General features: G+C 61.5%; 19 protein-coding genes. 7 read left to right on the top strand and 12 right to left on the bottom strand.

What is annotated here, in order from left to right; all coding sequences use genetic code 11:
• Positions 1-189: 189 nt before the first annotated feature.
• Positions 190-1,566 (bottom strand): dGTPase, encoded by a 1,377-nt coding sequence (gene dgt, locus ACB033_RS13745; protein ID WP_139726443.1) that lies wholly within the window; start codon positions 1,564-1,566, stop codon positions 190-192.
• Between the two features lie 28 nt (positions 1,567-1,594).
• Positions 1,595-3,907 (bottom strand): aerobic respiration two-component sensor histidine kinase ArcB, encoded by a 2,313-nt coding sequence (gene arcB, locus ACB033_RS13740; protein ID WP_005304292.1) that lies wholly within the window; start codon positions 3,905-3,907, stop codon positions 1,595-1,597.
• A gap of 207 nt (positions 3,908-4,114) precedes the next feature.
• Between arcB and ACB033_RS13735 the strand changes: the two genes are divergently transcribed.
• The gene (locus ACB033_RS13735) at positions 4,115-5,113 is read left to right on the top strand and encodes a DUF2860 family protein (RefSeq protein WP_019840636.1); all 999 of its coding nucleotides are present in this window, start codon (positions 4,115-4,117) and stop codon (positions 5,111-5,113) included.
• Between the two features lie 68 nt (positions 5,114-5,181).
• Here ACB033_RS13735 and ACB033_RS13730 read toward each other — a convergent pair whose 3' ends face one another.
• The 4 genes from ACB033_RS13730 to ACB033_RS13715 form a co-directional block, all read right to left on the bottom strand.
• Complete coding sequence (locus ACB033_RS13730) at positions 5,182-5,880, bottom strand: DUF3334 family protein (RefSeq protein ID WP_139726442.1); 699 nt, start codon at positions 5,878-5,880, stop codon at positions 5,182-5,184.
• A gap of 98 nt (positions 5,881-5,978) precedes the next feature.
• Entirely contained in the window at positions 5,979-6,416 is a 438-nt protein-coding gene (locus ACB033_RS13725; protein ID WP_094697423.1) for an HIT domain-containing protein, read from the bottom strand.
• Positions 6,417-6,488: 72 nt separating this feature from the next.
• Positions 6,489-7,145 (bottom strand): DUF2057 domain-containing protein, encoded by a 657-nt coding sequence (locus ACB033_RS13720; protein WP_162852117.1) that lies wholly within the window; start codon positions 7,143-7,145, stop codon positions 6,489-6,491.
• A gap of 72 nt (positions 7,146-7,217) precedes the next feature.
• A complete protein-coding gene (locus ACB033_RS13715; protein ID WP_139726441.1) occupies positions 7,218-8,117 on the bottom strand; it encodes a LysR family transcriptional regulator in 900 nt (299 codons plus the stop codon).
• A 97-nt stretch (positions 8,118-8,214) separates the two neighbouring features.
• On the opposite strand from ACB033_RS13715, the gene ACB033_RS13710 reads away from it, so the two are divergent.
• Positions 8,215-8,817, top strand: a complete 603-nt coding sequence (locus tag ACB033_RS13710) for a short chain dehydrogenase (RefSeq protein ID WP_139726440.1) — start codon at positions 8,215-8,217, stop codon at positions 8,815-8,817.
• Between the two features lie 131 nt (positions 8,818-8,948).
• Here the strand turns inward: ACB033_RS13710 and ACB033_RS13705 are convergent, their stop codons facing one another.
• From ACB033_RS13705 to dapA, 3 genes are all read right to left on the bottom strand, one after another.
• A complete protein-coding gene (locus tag ACB033_RS13705; RefSeq protein WP_010634965.1) occupies positions 8,949-10,052 on the bottom strand; it encodes a phosphoribosylaminoimidazolesuccinocarboxamide synthase in 1,104 nt (367 codons plus the stop codon).
• Positions 10,053-10,117: 65 nt separating this feature from the next.
• On the bottom strand, positions 10,118-11,242 hold the full coding sequence (gene bamC / locus ACB033_RS13700) for an outer membrane protein assembly factor BamC (RefSeq protein ID WP_017763831.1): 1,125 nt from the start codon (positions 11,240-11,242) through the stop codon (positions 10,118-10,120).
• Complete coding sequence (gene dapA, locus ACB033_RS13695; RefSeq protein ID WP_005304320.1) at positions 11,235-12,122, bottom strand: 4-hydroxy-tetrahydrodipicolinate synthase; 888 nt, start codon at positions 12,120-12,122, stop codon at positions 11,235-11,237. Before dapA ends, bamC begins: the two co-directional genes overlap by 8 nt.
• Positions 12,123-12,394: 272 nt before the next feature.
• On the opposite strand from dapA, the gene ACB033_RS13690 reads away from it, so the two are divergent.
• From ACB033_RS13690 to ACB033_RS13680, 3 genes are all read left to right on the top strand, one after another.
• Complete coding sequence (locus ACB033_RS13690; protein ID WP_005304323.1) at positions 12,395-12,928, top strand: glycine cleavage system protein R; 534 nt, start codon at positions 12,395-12,397, stop codon at positions 12,926-12,928.
• Between the two features lie 20 nt (positions 12,929-12,948).
• A complete protein-coding gene (gene bcp / locus ACB033_RS13685) occupies positions 12,949-13,413 on the top strand; it encodes a thioredoxin-dependent thiol peroxidase (protein WP_010634967.1) in 465 nt (154 codons plus the stop codon).
• Positions 13,414-13,818: 405 nt separating this feature from the next.
• Entirely contained in the window at positions 13,819-14,319 is a 501-nt protein-coding gene (locus ACB033_RS13680; protein WP_139726439.1) for a YfbU family protein, read from the top strand.
• Positions 14,320-14,380: 61 nt separating this feature from the next.
• Here ACB033_RS13680 and yfbV read toward each other — a convergent pair whose 3' ends face one another.
• Positions 14,381-14,821: a terminus macrodomain insulation protein YfbV gene (gene yfbV / locus ACB033_RS13675; RefSeq protein ID WP_017779105.1), complete on the bottom strand. Its 441-nt coding sequence runs from the start codon at positions 14,819-14,821 to the stop codon at positions 14,381-14,383.
• A 302-nt stretch (positions 14,822-15,123) separates the two neighbouring features.
• Between yfbV and ACB033_RS13670 the strand changes: the two genes are divergently transcribed.
• Both ACB033_RS13670 and pta read left to right on the top strand, forming a co-directional pair.
• Positions 15,124-16,326 carry an acetate kinase gene (locus ACB033_RS13670; RefSeq protein WP_005304335.1) on the top strand — a complete coding sequence of 401 codons (1,203 nt, stop codon included), beginning with the start codon at positions 15,124-15,126 and terminating at the stop codon, positions 16,324-16,326.
• A gap of 51 nt (positions 16,327-16,377) precedes the next feature.
• A complete protein-coding gene (gene pta / locus ACB033_RS13665; RefSeq protein WP_017763828.1) occupies positions 16,378-18,549 on the top strand; it encodes a phosphate acetyltransferase in 2,172 nt (723 codons plus the stop codon).
• A gap of 406 nt (positions 18,550-18,955) precedes the next feature.
• Here the strand turns inward: pta and ilvN are convergent, their stop codons facing one another.
• Entirely contained in the window at positions 18,956-19,450 is a 495-nt protein-coding gene (gene ilvN / locus ACB033_RS13660; protein WP_005304342.1) for an acetolactate synthase small subunit, read from the bottom strand.
• A complete protein-coding gene (locus ACB033_RS13655) occupies positions 19,450-21,168 on the bottom strand; it encodes an acetolactate synthase 3 large subunit (protein ID WP_005304345.1) in 1,719 nt (572 codons plus the stop codon). Before ACB033_RS13655 ends, ilvN begins: the two co-directional genes overlap by 1 nt.
• Between the last annotated feature and the right edge of the window lie 112 nt (positions 21,169-21,280).

The raw sequence follows: 21,280 nt of genomic DNA, 5'->3' as shown, positions 1-21,280 counted from the left end.
CTGATGCAGCGGTCGAACGCAACGTTTAGCATTGAATGTTGCATATCCGTCTCCTTACCGTGTGAAAGTTGAACAAGTTGCCACAGTCTAAAAAAAGACCGAATTTTATACAAGAACCTCACCCCCCATATGGGGAGGTGAGTCATCTATCAATACTCATCCGGAACAGAGAGCCTGACGCCGTCCCGCTCAGATCCCGGACAGCAGCCGAAACTCCTCCAGCGCATAGGTGTCCGTCATGCCGCTCACGTAATCCAGTAGCAGCCGCACCCGGTAATACCACTCCTGCTCCGCCTCCTCGGCAAAACGGGGATCCCGGTTGGCCACCGCCAGTCGATAGGCCTTGAGATGGCGGGCCGACAGGCGATGGTAAAGCCGCCGGGCAAAGAACAGCTCGCTGCCCCCCTGCCCCGCCAGCAGGCGTTCGAAGTGGCCAGCAGGCAGGGCCAGCAGGCAGGCGTAGGTGGAGAGCACGCCGCGCAGGGCGGCGTAGCCCTCCAGCTCCAGCGCCTCCACCTCGGGACGCATGAACACCAGCTCGCGAGCGACCCGCTTGAGGATGTCGAGCACCCGCGCCGCCGGCGCCTGGCCGTGCAGCAGGGCCTGAGGATAGGCGCCGCTCAGGATCTGGGCGTGCTCGCTCACATAGGTGCTGGCGGCCAGCGCCACCAGATCCCGAGTCAGCTGTTGGCGGAAATGGGGAAAGAAGCCGCGATCCGAGTCGACGGCCGCACTCAGCAACGCCGCCATGTAGTCACCGCCATCCGCTTCCCGCAGCGCCTGCAGCAGTTCGCCGAGGCCGAGGATGCGCCGATCCACCGCATCCTCCAGATCCGCGATGCAGTAGGAGATGTCGTCCGCCGCTTCCATGATGTAGACCAGCGGGTGACGACAGCCGGCGGCTAGCCCCAGGCTCTGGCCAAGGGCGCTGTAGAGGGGTTGTTCGCTGAAGAAGATGCCGCGCTTGCTGCTCCAGCCGTGATGCTGGCCATAGTAGGGGGTTGCCTGCCGGCCCACCGGCGGTTGTTGCGGATACTTGCACAGTGCCGCCAGTTGCCCCAGGGTCAGATTCAACTCGTGCAGGCTGTGTACCAGCCGCAGGCTCTGGGCATTGCCGTCAAACACCAGCAGATCCTGGCGAAGCTCGGCCCACTGCGGGCTGGGCGCCTTGCCCAGCGCAGCGGCAAACAGGCCGTCCAGCTCCTGCGCCAGCCACTGGCTCATCACCTGCTCGCCAAAGTGGCCGAACGGCGGGTTGCCGACGTCGTGCAACAGGCAGGACATCTCCACCAGATTGACGAAGGCCCCCTCACACACAGCGCCGGCCGGCAGGGCCGCCAGAACGCGGCGGCTGATCTGGCGACCGGTCTCCTGTACTTCCAGCGAGTGGGTCAGTCGGCTGCGCACCGAGGCCTTCACGTCGAGCGGGAAGACCTGGGTCTTCTGCTGCAGCCGGCGCACCGGCGCCGCCTGCACGATACGGGCACGATCCTGCTCGGTCGCCTCCAGCAATTCTTCGTCACCCCAGGGGTGGATCCGCTCGGGGGTAATCAAACGGCTATACATGTTGCAGCTCCTTGCCAGCGCAGCGCGTTTATGAGAGCAACCAGCGCCGCAGGCGGGCGATATCGCCCGGGTACTCCCGGCGCAGCGTCTCAATCCAGTCTTCCACGTTCTCCCACCAGGCCGGATGATCCGGACTCTGGATCAGCTGGGCCGTCTGCTGCAGCCGGCGCAGGCCGATGGAGCCCGCCGCCCCCTTGATCTTGTGCGCCTCCTCCACTACGCCGGCCTGATCCCGGGCAATCATGTTGGAGTCGAGCACCGCCATGTAGTCGGGCATCATCTTCTCGAACAGATCGACGCTGGAGAGCAGCACCGGTTTGCCCACGGTATCGGCATAATCGGTGAGGAAGGGCAGGTCCAGCAGCGCATCCTGGCTGACGGTGTCGGCCTGCTCGTCCGCCTCGTCCCCGGCCAGATCGGCAAACAGGTGACCAATCACCTCCCGCACCGCCTTCGAGCCGAGCGGCTTGTTGATCACATCCTGCATACCGTGATCCCGGTAGTACTGGCGATCGCCGGTGGCGTTGGCGGTGAGTGCCACCATGGGCGGCAAACTTTCGCCGTAGCGGGCGAGCAGCTGTTCCGCCACATCGAACCCCGTCATGTCCGGCAGCTGGATGTCGAGCAGGATCAAGTCGAAATCATCCGGGTTGGCCATGGCCAGCGCCTGGGCGCCATCGCGCGCCACCTTGACCTGATGGCCAAGCTTGCTCAGCAGGGCGCAGGCCACGGTCACGTTGAGCTCGACGTCCTCCACCAGCAGGATGTCGAGGGACGGCATCTCGGGCTCGAGGGCGGCAACCTCTCCTTCGATACACTCCACCTCCAGTTCGGCGGTAAAGCAGGATCCCTCGCCCGGATCGCTGTCCACGTAGAGCTGGCCACCCATCGCCTGCACCAGCTGGCGGGAGACCGCGAGGCCGATGCCGGTGCCGGTGGCGTGCTTCTTGCCCTGTACCTGATAGTACATGGCGAAGATCTTCTCCTGCTGGGCCCGTGGAATGCCGATGCCGGTATCCTCCACCTCGAAGTGCAGCGCCAGCTTGCCCGGCGCGTCGGCGGCATGGGCGAGGCAGCGTACCGTCACCCCGCCTTCGTCGGTGAACTTCACCGCATTGCCCACCAGATTCCACAGCACCTGGCGCAATCGGGTGCCATCTGCCATCACGAACTGCGGCACCTCACCATCCCGATCGAAGTGCAGATAGAGCCCCTTCTGCTCCGCCTGGATGCGCGACAGCGTCTCCAGCTCGTCGAGGAAGGCGGGCAGATCGATGCGGGTCGGCGCAATCTCCAACCGGCGCCGATCCAGTTTGTCCAGATCGATGATGTCGTTGAAGATGTTGCCGAGCGTCACCGCGCTCAGGTGAATGGTCTTGAGCTGCTGATGCCGTTTGGGATCGAGCGGCGTATCCATCAGCATCCGGCTCAGGCCGACGATGCCGTTAAGCGGGGTGCGCAGCTCGTGGCTGATGGTGGAGATGAAGGTGGTCTTGTCGCGGCTCGCCTTCTCCAGCTTGTCCTGGTACTGCTTGCGCTCGGTGATGTCGCGGCCAAAGCCGAGCAGGCCGAGCCGCTTGCCGAAGCGGTCGAAGAAGGGCACCTTGCGCAACTCGAAGTAGGCCTTGCGGCCATCTGGGTACTCCAGCCACTGCTCATAGGTGAGCGGCTCATTGCTGGCGAAGACCTGCTTGTCGGTCTCCACCACCTTGCTGGCGATGTCGTGCTTGTAGACGTCGAACGGAGTCAGCCCGATGAGTTCGGCCTCCACCTTGCCGGTCAGCTCCTCCATGGCGCGGTTGCAGCCGGAGAACTGCTCGTCTTCGTTGCGGTAATAGACCAGATCGGGGGAGCAGTCGATGAAGGAGCGCAGCAGGGCGGTGCGCTCGCCCAGGTGCAGCTGGGCCTTCTCGCGCTGGAACACCTCGTTCTCCAGATCCTCGATGGCCTGCTGACGCAGGGTCTCGGCCCGATTGGTCTCGGCGATCTGGGCGTTGAGGCGGCTGATGTTCTCCTGCAGCTGGCTGTTGAGCTCGAGATCCCGCTCGCGCATGTCCTGCAGCTTGCGCACCATGCGGGTCAGCCGCTGGCGGGAATCCTCCAGCTGATCCACCACGATGGAGAGAAAATAGACGGCCCAGGGGGTGACCAGCAGGCCGAAGAAGACCGAGCGCACCAGGTCGACGATATCCACGGTGCCGCGCAGAAACAGGGTGACCCCCATCTGGATGGAGACGGCCAGCACTATGATGCCGGTGGCCAGGAACATGCTGAATCGCACCAGCCCCAGCTTGGTCATCAGGTCGACGTAATATTGCGCCCAGGATTTTATCTGTTTCATCTTATTGTTTTCTCCCCGATATTCGCCGAACAGAATACCAGCACGACGCGCCGAACTCTTCTGCCGTCGCACGATAAATTATCGATTAACCTCCTCCGCCCGCTGGGGTAGCATGCCGGAGTCAATTCGGTCAGCCCGGATTAAGCCTGGCTGGCTATAATGCCAGGCCGTTCAATTCAACCAACTGATAATTCAGGAGTCTCATCGATGCGCAATCTCACCCTGCTGAGTCTTGGCCTGCTGGCAGCCAATGCCGCCCACGCCGACCTGGGCGAGATCCCCAAGCAGTCAGGCTGGTCCGGCTTTCTGCTGGGCGGGGTCAACGCCGTCAGCTACCAGTCCAACTTCTACGCGGGCGATGACAACCACAGCCGTATCAATGATCTCGGCTCGCCCGACAGCGAGAGTGGCCTGACGCCGCTGCTCAACGCCGACATCCGCTATACCTTCGCCGATACCCGCACCCAAATATTCCTCGGCAACCTGATCCAGGATGCGGTGCGTTTCGACTTCACCCAGCAGCTCGGCCTGCGCCAGGAGATGGGCGACAAGGGTATCGTTGCCACCTCGCTGGTGTTCAACGTCATGCCGGTGGAGCTGTGGAGCGATCCCTTCGCCACCGGCGTGGACCGCAGCTCGACCGACCTGAAGTCAAAAGGGGCCCGTTTCGCCTGGGACAAGATCTGGGGCAGCAACTTCTACGGCAACCTGACCACCCGGGAGGTGGACATGGACGAGGAGCGCAGTGGCCAGCAGTATGATCAGAGCCACGGCACCCACTACGCCGGCATGCTGGATCGCAACGGCAAGGTGCACGACATGGAGCTCTCCTACCAGTTCCATTTCAACGGCAACCAGCTGCTGGAGCCGGCCATCCTCTACAAGGAGGCTCGCCTGGACGGCAGCGCCGAGAGCTTCAAGAACACCGGCCTAAAGCTGACCTACGCCAAGCGCGGCCCCCAGTGGTCCTTCGTCAGCAACCTCTACACCGGCAAGCGCAAGTACGACGAGGCGAACCCCATCTTCGGCCAGCATGCCGACGCGGACGAATTCGCCGTCAACGGTACCTTCTTCTGGCACAACCTGTTCGGCGTCAAGGCCCTGGCCGCCACCTTCACCGCAGCCTACTCCAATGCCGACTCGGACATCGACTTCTACGACAGCCAGTCCACCCGTTTCAGCACGGGTCTGCTCTACAACTTCTAACGGCGATCAGCACCAACAAACGAGGCCACCCCATGGGTGGCCTCGTTTGTTGGCGGACAGCGGGAAAATCAGATCCCGAGGGAGTCCAGTAGATCGTCGTGATCGTTGGCCACCGGGGCGGCGGCCGGCACAGGCTGGGCAGCATCGCGTTTGGTCTGGGCGATCAAGGCATCGGGATCCAGCTCTTCCTGATCCATGCCATCGTTGTGGATGCGGATGAACTCGGTCTTGTCCATCGCCAGCTCCAGATAGAAGATGTTGTTGCGAGCGGTGAAGAAGGTGACCCGGCGCGACTCCGGGCTGTCGAGATTGGTATCGACGCTCAGCATCACCTGTTTGTTGAGGGCCAGCATCTTCGGCTGGTTTTGGGTGATGTGGGTCTGCAGATCCCGGCCCACCTTGACGGTGAAGCTGCCGACGATCTGGTTCATCAGCTCGCCCATGACGTTGCTCACCTCGTCCGAGGTGTGGGAGATGGCGAGATCTTCCTTGGATAACCCCATGCTGAGCATATAGCTCTCGTAGAGCTCCATGGCGGCGGAGGCGGAGAAGTTGATCACCACCAGGCCGGAGAAGCCGCCGTCAAACAGCACGAAGCAGCCGATATCCGGCTTGAGGCAGGTTTTGCTGATCCGCTGCACCATGCCGGAGAAACGCACCTGACTCTGGGTTGCCGCACTCAATACATCCGTCACCGAATGGCACAGGCTCAACAGCACGTCCTCTGTGGTCAATACGGTATCATCGTCGGCTCTTGTCACTATCATGGGACCTTCCTGAACATCGAAAATGGGCTTATCTATACCATAACTCTAACAGATAGCGCGGCCCGGGCGTCGAAATAGCGAGCCGCCTCTCACTTGATTCAACTGTCAGTTTCAAGGGGAGTGAATCCGGCCAGATTGGCCAGCTTGAGTCGCCAGCCGGCGGCTTCCCGCTGCAGGGTCGATTCATCATAGGGCAAGGAGGGATGAGCCCCCCAGATGGGGCCAGGCCAGGCCTTGTCGGTACTGAAACGGGCCACGTGGTGCAGATGCAGCTGGGGCACCAGGTTGCCAAGCGCCGCCACGTTGATCTTGTCCGGACGCAGCGCCTGCTCCATCAGGGTCGCCACCGCGCAGGACTCCTGCATCAGCTGCTGTTGCTGGGCCGGCGCCAGGTGGTGGATTTCCCGCAGATTGGCCACTCTCGGCACCAGGATGAGCCAGGGATACTGGCTGTCCTTGGCCAGCAGGACGCGGCAGAGAGGCAGATCGCCAAGCAGGCGGGTATCCGCCTGCAGGCGACTGTGCAATTCAAACATGAAGACCTCGTTGCAATAAGATGGGCGCTAGACACGATGAGAGCCCCCACGTTACTGCAACGGACGGCAAACTTAAAGCCGCGGCACGGCCCAGCTGACAAAGCGCTTGCGCAGGGCCGGATCCGCCTTGAGGAAGAGTTGCTGCAACTGCCCCTCCAGCTCGCTGGCCGCTACCGGCGCAACCTCGCTGGCGACCACGGCCGCAGGAAGTGCAGAAACAGAAGCCGCCGTCAGCGCCGCCTTGCCACCGCGCTGATTGTATTCGGCCAGCTTGGCGCGCCAGTCCATGCCGATCAGCATGCCGCTGGTCACCAGCGCATCCTGCTGGCTGGCAATGCTCTGGCCACCGGCCTGCAAGCCCATAACTGGAGACTTGGCATACTGCGCCATACCCCGCTCATCCCTCGGCAAGTTGGCGACCAGCTGTAATTGTTGCTGGCTCGCCTGATAGCGCAGCACCTGCGGCGCGGAGCGCAGCTGGCGGTCATTCTCGCTGCTGCTGCGACTCGGGATCACCCCTTCATAACGCACCAGCAGCTGCTGTTCCCCATCCGGCAGGGTGGCGTGCTGCTCGTCGTGCAGGGTGCCAGCGCTCACCGCCAGGATCTGGAAATCCGCCGGCACCGTCACCTCAACCGCAGCATGCACCGAGCCTGTGCCCAGCATCATGTTCATGCCCAGTGCGGCGCACAGCAGCGACACACGGTTTTTATATCGACAGCCCTTCATCTTCGTTCATCTTCCTGATCGCGTTGATGGGCGCAGGCTAGCAGCCGAAGATGACAGAAAAATAACGGCAGTTCAGAGCAGGTAGTGGGGCCGCTCGGCAAACCACTGAGCCAGCACCTGCTTGAACAGCCGGATCTTGCGCGGCACCCGCCGCTGCTGGGCATGCAGGATATGAAGCGGGTGCAGACCGCTGTGCCAGCCGTCGAGCACGGTCACCAGCTCCCCTGCCGCCAGCAGGGCATCCACCGCAACCAGCGGACATTTGGCATAGCCCAACCCCGCCCGGGCCAGCTGCAGCGCCGTGCTGTAGTGATTGGCCCGCACCTTGCCTTGCACCAGGATGTGCGCCTCCTCCCCCTCCCGGCTGAAGTGCCACTGCTCCCAGACCGGATTGCTCCCCATGAGCAGGCAGGCACGGCCGTTGAGCTCATAAGGGGTGGCCGGCTTGCCCTCCCGTGCCACCAGTGTGGGGCTCGCCACCACCACATCCCTGAGCCGGCCCAGCGGCATGGCCACCAGGTTGTCGGGCACCTCGCTTATGGCGCGCAGGGCGATGTCATGCTCACCCTGGCTCATGTCGACCATCTGATTGGTGAAGTTGAGCTCGACCGCAACCCCGGGGCAGAGCTCGGCGAAGCGAGCCAGCAGCTCGCTCACCATGCGATCGCCGGCGCTGATCGGGCAGGTGAAGCGCAGCCGGCCGCCATCTTCCTCGGTCAGGGCCTGGATATCCTGCTCCGCCTGACGGGCCAGCGCGAAGATCTCCCCCGCCTGCTGGTAGAGGGTCGAGCCCGCCTCGGTCAGGCTGAGCCGGCGGGTGGTGCGTTGCAGCAACTGGGCATTGAGGGAGGACTCTAGCGCACTGACATGACGGCTCAGCATCCCCTTGCTCACCCCTAGCGCATCGGCGGCGGCGGAGAAACTGCCCCTTTGTACCACTTCGTAGAAACTGGCCAGATGGGCGATATCCATCATTAGCTCCAATTTGGAAACAATGGGTTTATTTTACGCGCTTTTTCCCCTTTTTTAGCGCACTAGAATCAACACATCCCAACCAGGAGTGACTGAGATGAAAATTGTGATTGTGGGTGCATCCGGCACCATAGGTTCTGCCGTCAGCGACTTGCTTGCCAAGGATCACCAGGTGATCCGGGTCGGCCACAGCCAGGGGGATGCCAGGGTCGACATGCGCGATCCCGCCTCCATCAAGGGGCTGTTTGCCAAGCTGGGGCAGTTCGATGCGCTGGTGGTGGCCAGCGGCAGCGCCGCGTTCAACTCCCTGACCGAGATGACCGATGAAGAGTGGCAGCTGGGGATCCAGAGCAAACTGATGGGCCAGATCAACCTGACCCGCGCCGCCATCCCCCACCTCAACGACAAGGGCTCCATCACCCTGATCAGCGGCATTCTGAGCGAGGAGCCCATCAACTGGGGCGCCAGCGTCACCACCATCAACGGCGCCGTCGAGCACTTCGTCAAGGCGGCCGCCTGCGAGCTGCCGCGGGGCCTGCGCATCAACGTGGTGAGCCCGACCGTGCTGACGGAGTCGATGGATAAATACGCCAGCTTCTTCCCGGGCTTCGTCCCCGTGCCCGCCGCCAGGGTGGCGCAGGCCTACCAGAGATCGGTACTGGGCGTACAGACCGGCCAGGTGTTCAGGGTCAACGGCTGATCGCCGCCCTTCTGCCGCCCAGTCGGCACGGCAACAAAAACGGGCCCCTTGATGGGGCCCGTTCCGTGACCGCTGCCGTACCGGCAGGTGGCAAACGTTTGTTTTTACGACAGTAAAAAAGGCGGTACGCCTCAGTCGATCAGCCCGTACTGCTCGCGCAGCACCTCGATGATCTCCTGCTTCGGATTGGCGCTGCGAACCAGCGGCTGACCGATGATCTTCTCGGCAATCCCCACGTAGGTGTTGGAGATGTCCATCATCACCTCGGTCGGCAACTTGTTGTCGCGGGCCAGGGCGAAACGTTCCGGCATGCGGTGCTTGTTGAGCAGGATGTCCGGATCCGGGAAGTGATTGAGCAGCCACTGGCGGAAGCCCTCTTTCGACTTCTCGACGATCTGGCCGTCGCGCAGGGCGGCGCCGTCCCAGATACGGGAGCTGTCAGGGGTGCCCACTTCATCCATGTAGATCAGCTTTTCGTTGCCGGCGGCATCCTGGACGTAGCCAAACTCGAACTTGGTGTCGACGAAGACCTGATCCAGCTCGGCCAGCGCGTCACTGATGACGTTGAAGCCCTCTTTGAGCAGCACTTCGTAGCGGTCGATGTCGGCCGGCTTGCTGAAGTTGAAGCCCTGGTAGTGGCGTTCGATGTCGGCACGGGAGACGTTGACGTCATCGGCCTCCGGCACGCCGTCCAGCCCTTTCAGCACGCCCTTGGTGGAGGGGGTGATGAGGATCTCCGGCAGCTTCTGATCCTTTTTCAGTCCTTCCGGCAGGGTGATGCCGCAGAACTCGCGCTCGCCATCCTTGTAGGCACGCCACATGGAGCCGGTGATGTACTGGCGGGCGATCGCCTCGATCATCACGGGACGGGCTTTTTGCACGATCCAGACGAAGGGATGGGGGATGTCCAGGATATGGCTGTCGGCCAGCCCCTTCTCCTTGAACAGCTTGAACCAGTGGCTGGAGATGGCGTTGAGCGCAGCCCCTTTGCCCGGCACACCGTTGAGCCCGTCCACGCCCTGCCAGATGCAGTCGAAGGCCGAGATCCGGTCGCTGATCACCATGATGGCGAGCGGCGCATCCGCCGGCACGTCGTAACCCTTCTCACGGATGAGGCGGGCACTGTCTGCGGCGGTCAGCCAGTAGACGCTGCGCACTTTACCGGAATGGACGGGTTTATCGGTACGGATCGGCAAATCATCGTTCACCGCCAATACTTGGTCTGCAAGACTCATGGCTAATAACACTTCCTGTTTGTGGGGGGTTAACATAACAAAACAGGGGCACAAGGCCCCTGTTTCTATTCTGTTTTTGCAGCTTGGTCAGCCAGACCCTTGGCGAATGCCTCGGACAGGCTGATGTACATCTGGGAGATGACACCGGACGACACGGGCTTCTTGTCCTTGTCGAACAGGGTGATGGAGGTCTTGCCCCCCGCCATCTCGCCAAGCTGGAAGCGATACTTGTCTTCGTCCAGTTTGAACGGCTCGCTGCCCTTGGCCTTCCAAAACTCGCTGCCCGGCTCGTCGTACTCCACGTCGATCCAGCCCAGCGACTGCTGGGTATCCTTGATGGTGAAGCCGTAGGCCGGCAGCACCTGATTGAGACGACGCCACACCTGGTCAAACGAGCCATCGACGATCCAGGCGCTCAGCTCGTTGTTGTCCAGACCCAGCTCCAGCCCCATGCCATCGTTGGCCTTGTGCTGCTCGCGGGACTTGAGCTGCTTGTCGTAGTAGAGCGAGAACTGGTTGAGGGCCCTGGTCGCGTAGCGCTGGGCATCGGCCGGGGTCAGCTCCTTGCTGGTCTCGCCATCGATGGTCTCCTCGTGATCCAGTACCCGGACCGACATGTTGACGGCGTGGCGCTGGGGATCGTTGCGCAGGGTGAACTGATAGCGCTGGCGAATGACGAAGTCGTCGTCCTCTTCGCTCCAGCCGTCGAGCGCCTTGGTATTGTCAAACCAGCCGGTCTGCAACACGCCGGCCTGCTGGTCCAGCTTCTCGGTGGTGACCTTGTACTGGGCGAGGAAGTTCATCAGGAAGGCCCAGGTATCGCGCTCCACGCTCTGGGAGGTGCTGAGAGCGTAGAAGGCCATGGTAGGTTCACCGGCATTGGTTACCACCTGGCTGCCCGGTACCACGGTCAGCAGCTGGGCGGGCGGACGCACATCCACCTTGGCCCCCAGGGCGCCGTCACGGCTGCTCTCTGGCAGGGGCGGAATGTCGAAACTGCTGTTAAAGGCGGGGGCACTCAACCCGGCCGGCACCAGGAAAGCACGGCCTTCAAGGCGGGCATCCTCGTACTCGAAACCACGGTTGGCCATCTTGCGTTCCTGGGGTGAGCTACAGGCTGCCAGCACGGCAACGGTCGCCACGCTCAGCACCAGGCGCACTGCATTTCCCTTTCCATTTGCTTTAAACACTCGCCATCAACTCCGCAGTCGTCAGTGCTCGCGCCATCGCCCGCTCGCCCTCGGCAGTGAGGTCGGTGAGCGGCAGACGCAAGGTGGCCGTCGCAATCAATCCCAGCTGGGCGCAGGCCCATTTCACCGGGATGGGGCTCGGTTCGCAGAACAGAGTCTGATGCAACGGCATCAATCGATTGTTGATGTCATGCGCCCGCCCGGCATCGCCGGCCAGCGCAGCACGACACATGTCGGCCATCTGGGCCGCTGCAATATTGGTAGTGACCGAAATGACACCGTCACCGCCTTGCAGCATAAAATCACATCCACTGGCATCATCGCCACTATAAAGTGCGAATTGCGCACCACACAGCTCACGCAGCAGCGGCGTACGGCTCAGATCCCCGGTGGCCTCTTTCAGGCCTATGATGCCGGGCACCCTGGCCAGTCTGGCTACCGTTTCCGGTTTGAGATCGCAACCGGTACGACCGGGCACATTATAAAGAATTTGGGGCAGACCACTAGCCTCGGCGATCGCACAATAGTGACGATAGAGACCTTCCTGAGTGGGTTTGTTGTAATAAGGTGTGACCGAGAGACCCGCTACTACGCCTGTTTCGGCGAAGCGCTTGGCCAGGGCGACGGCATGGGCGGTATTGTTGGAGCCACAGCCGGCGATGACCGGGATGCGTCCGGCGGCCAGTGCCACGGTTTTCTCCACGACGGCAATGTGCTCCTGCTCGCTCAGGGTCACCGACTCCCCCGTGGTCCCCACCGCGACGATGGCGCTGGTTCCGGCGCTGACATGATACTCGACCAGATTGGCAAGACTGGCCCAATCGACTTCACCTGAAGCCAGCATGGGGGTAACGAGGGCAACAATACTACCGCGCAACATGGATATTTCTCCCGATTTTCAGGGGCGTTATGGTAAAGCTGCCCCCTTGGAAAAACAAGGGAGGCCACGGCCAAGCCGTGTTACCATCCGGCACAAACAGCCGTGCGCAAGCGCCGGAAACTGGCGCCGGAACCGGGCCGCCACCACCCGGCAGGACGCTTGCCACAACGAGATTCTCAGCAGGGTCGCCACGCGGCCGCGCGGGCCAGACCCCTTCGGTCGACGTGCCCGCCGCCCGCATTCGCCACCCGCTAATGGACGAGAGAAGATTTATGACTCATTACCTGGTCGTAACGGCCATAGGCACGGACAGGCCTGGCATCGTCAATGAGGTCACCCGCCACGTCAGTGGTTGTGGCTGCAACATTGTCGACAGCCGTCTTGGCATCTTCGGCAATGAATTCACCTTCATCATGCTGCTGTCCGGTGACTGGAACAGCCTGATGCAGCTCGAGATAAGCCTGCCCCTGCGCAGTCAGGAGTGGGACCTCATCACCATGATGAAACGCACCGAGCGCCACCAGTCGCTGCAATACGACATCAGCGCCAACGCCGAGATCCTGATCCGGGACCAGCCGGGTATCGTAAGCCAGTGCACCCAGTTCTTCAGCGATCACGGCTGGGACATCCAGGCCATGCAGACCATCACCCTGGAACAGCAGCCGTTCAACCTGCTCAAGGCCAGCTTTCAGCTCAATCTGGCCAAGCAGGGAGAGGCGGCCGGCTCGCAGGCGGCCTTCGCCGGATTCTGTCGTGAACTGGGCGCAGAATCGTTCGAATTCATCGTCAACAACAAACACGCCTGACGGCTCATCAAGGAGATCCCATGCAACCTTTATCCGCTGGCAGCCTGGCCCCCGACTTTTCCCTCTCCGACCAGGACGGCAACCAGGTGCGCCTGGCCGACCTGCGCGGCAAGAAAGTGCTCGTCTATTTCTACCCCAAGGCGATGACCCCGGGCTGCACCACCCAGGCCTGCGGCCTGCGCGACGTCAACGCCGAACTGGCCGCCCTCAATGTGGTGGTGCTCGGCATCAGCCCGGATAGCGCCAAGCGGCTGAAAAAATTCGAGGAGCGCGACAGCCTGAACTTCCGCCTGCTGGCCGATGAAGATCATGCGGTGGCCGATGCGTTTGGCGTCTGGGGCCCGAAGAAGTTCATGGGCAAGGAGTATGACGGTATCCACCGGCTCAGCTTCCTCATCGACGAAGAGGGCAAGATTGCCCACCGCTTCGACAAGTTCAAGACCAGCGATCACCATCAGGTGGTGCTCGATCTGCTCAAGGGCTGAACCACAGATACCGGTACTGCTGATATGAAAAGGGCCTGCAAGCGCAGGCCCTTTTTTATTCGCATGTCGCAGCCCTTCCGCATTGCAGGCGGGGCGCGCGATACCGCCCTTTCGGTCGCCTGCCCGAATGAGGGGCGGCAGCCTTGTTGTTTTCCATGGCGGGGCTGTGTGCATCCATAACGGGATGCCTTGGTGACGGGTCTTTCGGCGCAAGCCAAATGACGCCCTTATTGTTGCGCCAACTGGCCAGAAAGCAAGGTGCCAGCCGTTACATTTAATTAACCAGCCCACGCCTGCGTTGATTTCCCGCCCCGCAATCTCGCCAACCTCCCCTGCCAGATCAAAAAATTCATCCTATATATGGGTTAACGTGACCCCAGTTTCATTTTCCAGTGAGAAAAGCCCATGAACATGAGCCACACCGAACGTCTGATCCTGAGCAACCAGTACGAGATCCTGGCCAAACTCAATCCGGAGAAGGCGGCGTTTTACCAACGGGCCAGCACCATCATCGAGCGCGGCTACTGCCTGCAGATCCTCGAACTGGAGAAGAGCTTTGGTCATCTGGATCTCGCCACCTGCCAGGAGGTGATCGATACCCTGGAGCTGCACCATGCGCTGGCCATCTCCTGGGGCAACCTGGACGCAGCCGATCAGGGCGAAATCAATGCCAGCCGACTGGAGTTCAACGGCTACAGCCGCAGCCAGGAGCGGGAGCTGGCCGACTACGTCTGCTTCCTGCTGGAGGTGGACAAGCGCTTCCCCGAGCTCAATTGCCCCTGCGACGAGCTCTCCAGCGACATCGCCATGCGTGACAAGTACCAGCGCATGCTGGCGGTCTGGCGCCAGTGCCCGCGCCAGTACAAGCTCTCCATCCAGGAGATCCGCAAGGTATTGGCGGCCTGATCCGGCAGCCATTAAAAAGGCGCCGCGAGGCGCCTTTGTCCGGTTGGCAGGCCGTGGGGCCTCACTCGTAGAGGAAGGATTTGTCCAGCTGCTTGAAGGCGGCGTTGAGGGTATCAGCCAGCTCTTCGTATCTGGGCTGGGCCACCAGCTGGCGCTGACCGCCCTGTTCGTTCATCTTGCCGTTGATCTCGCGATACCAGCTGGCAAGGGAGGGCGGCAACCGGGTATCGGCACGCTGGCCAAGCCAGTAGTAGCCCTGCAGCGGCAAGCTGAGCAGAAACAGCACCGAGGTCATGACGGAAGGCCAGTAGTGCTGCTCGCCAAACTGGAACTGCAGCATGACGCTGAGCACTGCCAGCGCAGGAATCACCTTGAGGGCGAACTCGGTGGCCTTGATCACCCGATTCTCCGGGAACATGGAATTAAGCTCGGGACGGCGGGGCCAAAGGGTCATATAATGACGGCCTTGCTGTAACTTAGTTCCAAAAATGTTCATGCTCATGCTACCTCCGAGCTCTTTTTGAACGTATTAACGGCAAAACCACGACAATATTTGATGCGCAATAACAAAGGTTGAGGATGACTTTGTTATTTTTCAACAATCGGGTTATCCTTTGTACGCCCAATTTTTGCGCCAACGGCCTGCCGTTGAGCCGTCAGGGACGTCTGGATTTCGGGTCTTGTATCACTATACAAGGGGCAAGCAACAGATTGCCAACCCTCATAAGGATAAGTTGAAAGTTTTTGGACACAGCGCGTCCAACGCATCCTCCTACACAACCCAATCTGCGATAGGATTTATTCATGAGTAAGCTGGTTCTTGTTCTTAACTGTGGCAGCTCTTCCCTGAAGTTTGCTGTCATTGACGCAACCACCGGTGATGACCTGCTGTCCGGCCTGGCCGAGTGCTTCAACCTCGACGACGCCCGCATCAAGTGGAAACTGAACGGCGAGAAAGGCAGTGCCGATCTGGGCGCCGGTGCCGCTCACCAGGAAGCGCTGGACTACATCGTCAACAAGATCCTGCCGCTCAACCCGGAGCTGTCCAAGAACCTGATCGCCATCGGCCACCGTGTCGTACACGGCGGCGAGCGCTTCACCTCCTCCGTGCGCATCTGCGACGACGTGATCGCCGGCATCGAAGCCGCCGTACCGTACGCCCCGCTGCACAACCCGGCTCACCTGATCGGTATTCGTGAAGCCCGTCGTGTGTTCCCGGCGCTGGCCGAGAAGAACGTGGCCGTGTTCGACACCGCTTTCCACCAGACCATGCCGGAAGAAGCCTTCCTGTACGCCCTGCCGTACAAACTCTACAAAGAGAACGGCATCCGTCGCTACGGCGCCCACGGCACCAGCCACTACTACATCAGCCTGGAAGCTGCCAAGCAGCTGAACAAGCCGGTGGAAGAGCTGAACATCATCAACTGCCACCTGGGCAACGGCGGCTCCGTCTGCGCCATCAAGAACGGCCAGTCCGTCGACACCTCCATGGGTCTGACCCCGCTGGAAGGCCTGGTGATGGGTACCCGCTCCGGCGACATCGATCCGGCCATAATCTTCTTCCTGCACGACAAGCTGGGCATGAGCGTTGATCAGATCAACACCATGCTGACCAAAGAGTCCGGCCTGCAGGGTCTGACCGAAGTAACTTCCGACTGCCGTTTCGTTGAAGACAACTACGACAGCAAAGAAGAAGCCAAGCGTGCCATGGACGTTTACTGCTATCGCCTGGCCAAGTACATCGGCGCCTACGCTGCCGCCATGGACGGTCGTCTGGACGCCGTGGTCTTCACCGGTGGTATCGGTGAAAACTCCGCCCCGATCCGTGAAATCACCCTGAACAAACTGGGTCTGCTGGGCTTCGACGTCGATCACGACGCCAACCTGAAGGCTCGCTTCGGCAAGGGTGGCGAGATCACCAAGGCTGGCTCCACCAAGGCCCTGGTTATCCCGACCAACGAAGAGTGGGTCATCGCCCACGACGCGCTGGAACTGGTCGGCGCATAATTTCGCTGTAGAGCAAGGCCGCCCAAGGGCGGCCTTTTCCTGATCCCAAAAATGAACAAGGGGTATAAAGTGGCACGCACTATTATGCTTATCCCGGTCGGCACTGGTGTCGGCGTAACTTCCGTGAGCCTTGGCGTCGTTCGCGCCATGGAACGTCACGGTGTCAATGTCAGCTTCTTCAAACCGGTCGCTCAGCCGCGTCCGGGTGAAACCGGTACCGAGCGTTCCACCGCCGTGATCCGCGCTGCTGCCAACATCAACCCGCCCGAGCCGTTCGCCCTCTCCTACGCCGAGAACATGATCACCTCCAGCAACACCGACATCCTGCTGGAAGAGATCGTGGCCCGCTTTGAAGAGCACGTGAAGGCCAGCGGTGCCGAAGTGCTGGTCATCGAAGGCATGGTGCCGACCGACAAGCAGCCGTTTGCCAACAAGCTGAACTACGACGTCGCCAAGGCGCTGGACGCCGACATGGTGTTCGTGACCCACCCGGGCAACGACTCCAGCCAGAAGCTGAAAGAGCGCATCGAGCTTGCTTGCTCCAACTTCGGTGGCGTCAGCAACCCCCGCATCGTGGGCTGCGTCATCAACAAGGTGGGTGCACCGGTTGACGAGCACGGCGTGACCCGCCCCGACCTGACCGAGATGTTCGAAGCCCATCACCACGGCGCCGACACCGCTCACAACCTGGAAGTACTGCAGGTATTCGGCAAGAGCCCGCTGCGCATCCTCGGCTGCATCCCCTGGAACACCCAGCTGATCGCCCCGCGCGCCAAGGATCTCGCCAAGCACCTGGCTGCCAAGATCCTGCACAAGGGTGAGCTGGACAGCCGCCGTCTGCAGACCGTGACCTTCTGCGCCCGCTCCATCCACAACATGATCGAGCACTTCCGTCCGGGCAGCCTGCTGGTGACCTCCGGCGACCGTTCCGACGTCATCGTCTCCGCCTGCCTCTCCGCCATGAACGGCGTCAAGCTGGGCGCCCTGCTGCTGACCGGCAACTATCACCCGGAACCCCAGGTGATGGCGCTGTGCCAACAGGCCATGGCTACCGGCCTGCCGATCATGATCACCGGCACCAACACCTGGCAAACCGCCGTCAGCCTGCAGAACTTCAACGTCGACATCCCGGAAGATGACCGCGAGCGTATCGAGCTGGTGCAGGACTATGTGGCTGGCCACATCGACAAGCACTGGATCGAGTCTCTCTCCGCCAAGTCCACCCGCTCCCGTCGCCTGAGCCCGCCGGCCTTCCGTTATCAGCTGACCGAGCTGGCCCGTCAGGCCAACAAGCGCGTCGTGCTGCCGGAAGGGGAAGAGCCGCGCACCATCAAGGCTGCCGCCATCTGTGCCGAGCGTGGCATCGCCCGTCCGGTGCTGCTGGGCAACCCGGAAGAGATCCGTCGCGTCGCCGAACAGCAGGGCGTGGTACTGACCGACCGCGTCGAGATCATCGATCCGGTTGCCGTGCGCGAGCGCTATGTGGCCCGCCTGGTCGAGCTGCGCAAGAACAAGGGCATGACCGAAGTGGTTGCCCGCGAACAGCTGGAAGACAACGTGGTACTGGGTACCATGATGCTGGAGCGCAACGAAGTCGACGGTCTGGTATCCGGCGCGGTGCACACCACTGCCAACACCATCCGTCCGCCGATGCAGATCATCAAGACCGCCCCGGGCTCTTCCCTGATCTCCTCCATCTTCTTCATGCTGCTGCCGGATCAGGTACTGGTCTACGGTGACTGCGCGATCAACCCGGATCCCACTGCCGAGCAGCTGGCCGAGATCGCCATCCAGTCCGCCGACTCCGCTGCCGCCTTCGGCATCGAGCCGCGTGTAGCCATGATCTCCTACTCCACCGGCACCTCCGGCGCCGGCGCAGACGTAGAGAAAGTGCGTGAAGCGACCGAGCTGGCCAAGGCCAAGCGCCCCGATCTCATCATCGATGGTCCGCTGCAGTACGATGCCGCCATCATGGAGAACGTGGCCAAGTCCAAGGCCCCGAACTCTCCGGTAGCAGGCAAGGCCACCGTGTTCGTGTTCCCGGATCTGAACACTGGCAACACCACCTACAAGGCGGTACAGCGCTCCGCTGACCTGGTCTCCATCGGCCCGATGCTGCAAGGCATGCGCAAGCCGGTCAACGACTTGTCCCGTGGCGCCCTGGTTGACGACATCGTCTACACCATCGCCCTGACCGGTATTCAGGCAGCCCAGGCCGAGTAATCGTCCGAGGCTCTGCCTGCTGAAAAACCCGCCGCAAGGCGGGTTTTTTTATGGCTGATTTGGGGAAATGTTGATCCACAAGATCAAATCGGGATCCTGGCAGGATCACCTGCTCGGCGACAGGCGCCAGTCCCGCAAGGGCGGCGGGATAAGCAAACACTCACACCCGCCAGAGTCGATTGCACAATTGCGCCCCAGCGCAGATCAGATCCAAATATCCTTTTAAGATCAGCACACTAACGCCAGACACACCGCTAATCTACAGAGTTTTCCACAGCTTTTGTGGATAGTTTACCGATCATTTGAAAGAAAATGACAGACTCGTGCCAGCCCTCCATTCCACCAAGCGCCCACAAGAAAGGGGCTCCGAGGAGCCCCTTTAATCTGCCTGCTGCCAAGCGATGGCTCAGGGACGCAGCGCCTTGTCGGCGCGGGAGATGCCACACACCCCGGAGCGCACCACTTCGACAATCTCGTTGGTCTGAGCGGCAGTCTTGATGAAGGCATCCAGCTTCTCGCTGGTCCCCACCAGTTGCACCGTGTAGAGCTCGGGAGTGACGTCGACGATCTGGCCGCGGAAGATATCCGCCAGCCGTTTCAGCTCGTCGCGACCACCACCGGCGGCGCGCGCCTTGACCAACGCGATCTCGCGCTCGATGTGCTCCCCTTCGCTCAAGTCGCACACCTTGAGCACGTCCACCAGCTTGTGCAGCTGCTTCTGGATCTGCTCCAGCACTCGTTCGTCACCCATGGTGACGATGGTCATGCGCGACAGGGTGGGATCCTCGGTGGGGGCCACCGTCAGGGTCTCGATGTTGTAGCCGCGCTGGGAGAAGAGGCCCACCACCCGGCTCAGGGCGCCGGATTCGTTCTCCAGCAGAACGGAAATTATATGTCTCATCAGGTTCTCTCCGTCTTGCTCAGCCACATCTCGTCCATGGCACCGAACTTTATCTGCATTGGATAGACGTGCTCATCCGGGTCTACCGATATGTCCATGAACACCAACCGATCCTTCATGGCGAAGGCCTTCTCCATGGCGCTCTCCAGCTCCGCCGGATCGCTCACCGCGATGCCGACGTGGCCATAGGCTTCCGCCAGCTTGACGAAGTCAGGCAGGGATTCCATGTAGGAGTGGCTGTGGCGACCGCCGTAGAACATCTTCTGCCACTGCTTGACCATGCCCAGCGCACGGTTGTTGATGGAGATGATCTTGATGGGCACCCCGTACTGCATGCAGGTAGAGAGTTCCTGAATGTTCATCTGCACCGAGCCGTCGCCGGTGACGCAGCAGACCACGGCATCCGGGTTGGCAAACTGGGCGCCCATGGCGGCCGGAATGCCGAACCCCATGGTGCCGAGGCCACCGGAGTTGATCCACTGGCGCGGCTTGGCGAACGGGTAGTAGAGAGCAGCAAACATCTGGTGCTGACCCACGTCGGAGGCCACGAATGCCTCCCCCTTGGTCACCTTGTAGAGGGTCTCGATCACCTGCTGCGGCTTGATCAGGGTGGGGTGGGTCTCGTAGGCCAGGCAGTTGCGCGAACGCCACTGGCCGATCTGGCTCCACCAGTCCGCCAGCGCCTGCTTGTCGTTGTCAAAACCGCACTCGCGGATCACTTCCAGCATCTGCTCCAGCACGGTTTCCACTGAGCCGACGATGGGCACATGGGCCTGCACCGTCTTGGAGATGGAGGTGGGATCGATGTCGATGTGGACTATGGTGGCGTTGGGACAGAACTTGGCCACATTGTTGGTGACGCGGTCATCGAAGCGGGCCCCCACGGCGAAGATGAGATCCGCGTTGTGCATGCTCTTGTTCGCTTCGAAGGTACCGTGCATGCCGAGCATGCCGATGAACTGCGGATGGGTGCCGGAGAAGGCCCCCAGCCCCATCAGGGTGGTGGTCACCGGCAGGTTCAGCAGCTCCGCCAGCTTGGTCACCAGGTGATCCGCATTGGCATTGATGGCACCGCCGCCGACATACATCACCGGGCGGCTCGCCTCCACCAACAGCTTGGCGGCACGCTTGATCTGGCCCTTGTGACCCGACTTGGTCGGGTTGTAGGAGCGCAGGGAGACCGTCTCCGGGTACTCGTAGGGGAATTTCTCTTTCGGGTTCTGCACGTCTTTGGGCAGATCCACCACCACCGGCCCCGGGCGGCCGCTGGCGGCAATGTAGTAGGCCTTCTTGATGGCGGCCGGAATGTCGCTGGCTTTCTTGCACAGGAAGCTGTGCTTCACCACCGGGCGGGAGATGCCGATCATGTCGGTCTCCTGGAACGCATCCTCCCCGATCATGCTGGTCGGCACCTGGCCGGACAGGATCACCAGGGGGATGGAGTCCATGTAGGCGGTCGCGATCCCTGTGATGCAGTTGGTGGCGCCGGGACCCGAGGTCACCAGCACTGTGCCCACCTTGCCGGTGGAGCGGGCGTAACCGTCCGCCATGTGCACCGCGGCCTGCTCGTGCCGCACCAGGACATGCTCCATCTTGCCGTTTTCAAAGAGAGCGTCATAGATGTCGAGCACTGAGCCACCAGGGTAGCCGAAAACGTGCTCAACTCCCTGATCTTCCAGCGCTCTAACCACCATCTGGGCGCCTGATAACATCTCCATGATAAAGCCCTCCAGGCTTTGCTCCGTTAAGCGAAAGCTATCGGCAGTCCGCTGCTTCCCGGCACCGCCGGCCCGTGCGTTGTTGTTGTCTGAATACGGACCCGGCGAGTTC

This window comes from Aeromonas sp. S15(2024) (assembly GCF_041402265.1).
Taxonomy (GTDB): domain Bacteria; phylum Pseudomonadota; class Gammaproteobacteria; order Enterobacterales; family Aeromonadaceae; genus Aeromonas; species Aeromonas dhakensis.
The sequence above is the reverse complement of the archived record's forward strand: the minus strand, read 5'-3'. Positions and strand labels throughout refer to the sequence as shown.

What these genes read in the sequence shown, in the direction of transcription:
- ACB033_RS13720 (WP_162852117.1), bottom strand. Translation starts at nt 7,145, where the DNA reads ATGAAGGGCTGTCGATATAAAAACCGTGTGTCGCTGCTGTGCGCCGCA.
- arcB (WP_005304292.1), bottom strand. Translation starts at nt 3,907, where the DNA reads ATGAAACAGATAAAATCCTGGGCGCAATATTACGTCGACCTGATGACC.
- ACB033_RS13690 (WP_005304323.1), top strand. Translation starts at nt 12,395, where the DNA reads ATGACTCATTACCTGGTCGTAACGGCCATAGGCACGGACAGGCCTGGC.
- ilvN (WP_005304342.1), bottom strand. Translation starts at nt 19,450, where the DNA reads ATGAGACATATAATTTCCGTTCTGCTGGAGAACGAATCCGGCGCCCTG.
- ACB033_RS13705 (WP_010634965.1), bottom strand. Translation starts at nt 10,052, where the DNA reads ATGAGTCTTGCAGACCAAGTATTGGCGGTGAACGATGATTTGCCGATC.
- dgt (WP_139726443.1), bottom strand. Translation starts at nt 1,566, where the DNA reads ATGTATAGCCGTTTGATTACCCCCGAGCGGATCCACCCCTGGGGTGAC.
- ACB033_RS13730 (WP_139726442.1), bottom strand. Translation starts at nt 5,880, where the DNA reads ATGATAGTGACAAGAGCCGACGATGATACCGTATTGACCACAGAGGAC.
- bcp (WP_010634967.1), top strand. Translation starts at nt 12,949, where the DNA reads ATGCAACCTTTATCCGCTGGCAGCCTGGCCCCCGACTTTTCCCTCTCC.
- ACB033_RS13735 (WP_019840636.1), top strand. Translation starts at nt 4,115, where the DNA reads ATGCGCAATCTCACCCTGCTGAGTCTTGGCCTGCTGGCAGCCAATGCC.
- yfbV (WP_017779105.1), bottom strand. Translation starts at nt 14,821, where the DNA reads ATGAGCATGAACATTTTTGGAACTAAGTTACAGCAAGGCCGTCATTAT.
- dapA (WP_005304320.1), bottom strand. Translation starts at nt 12,122, where the DNA reads ATGTTGCGCGGTAGTATTGTTGCCCTCGTTACCCCCATGCTGGCTTCA.
- ACB033_RS13715 (WP_139726441.1), bottom strand. Translation starts at nt 8,117, where the DNA reads ATGGATATCGCCCATCTGGCCAGTTTCTACGAAGTGGTACAAAGGGGC.
- ACB033_RS13655 (WP_005304345.1), bottom strand. Translation starts at nt 21,168, where the DNA reads ATGGAGATGTTATCAGGCGCCCAGATGGTGGTTAGAGCGCTGGAAGAT.
- pta (WP_017763828.1), top strand. Translation starts at nt 16,378, where the DNA reads ATGAACAAGGGGTATAAAGTGGCACGCACTATTATGCTTATCCCGGTC.
- ACB033_RS13725 (WP_094697423.1), bottom strand. Translation starts at nt 6,416, where the DNA reads ATGTTTGAATTGCACAGTCGCCTGCAGGCGGATACCCGCCTGCTTGGC.
- ACB033_RS13680 (WP_139726439.1), top strand. Translation starts at nt 13,819, where the DNA reads ATGAACATGAGCCACACCGAACGTCTGATCCTGAGCAACCAGTACGAG.
- ACB033_RS13710 (WP_139726440.1), top strand. Translation starts at nt 8,215, where the DNA reads ATGAAAATTGTGATTGTGGGTGCATCCGGCACCATAGGTTCTGCCGTC.
- ACB033_RS13670 (WP_005304335.1), top strand. Translation starts at nt 15,124, where the DNA reads ATGAGTAAGCTGGTTCTTGTTCTTAACTGTGGCAGCTCTTCCCTGAAG.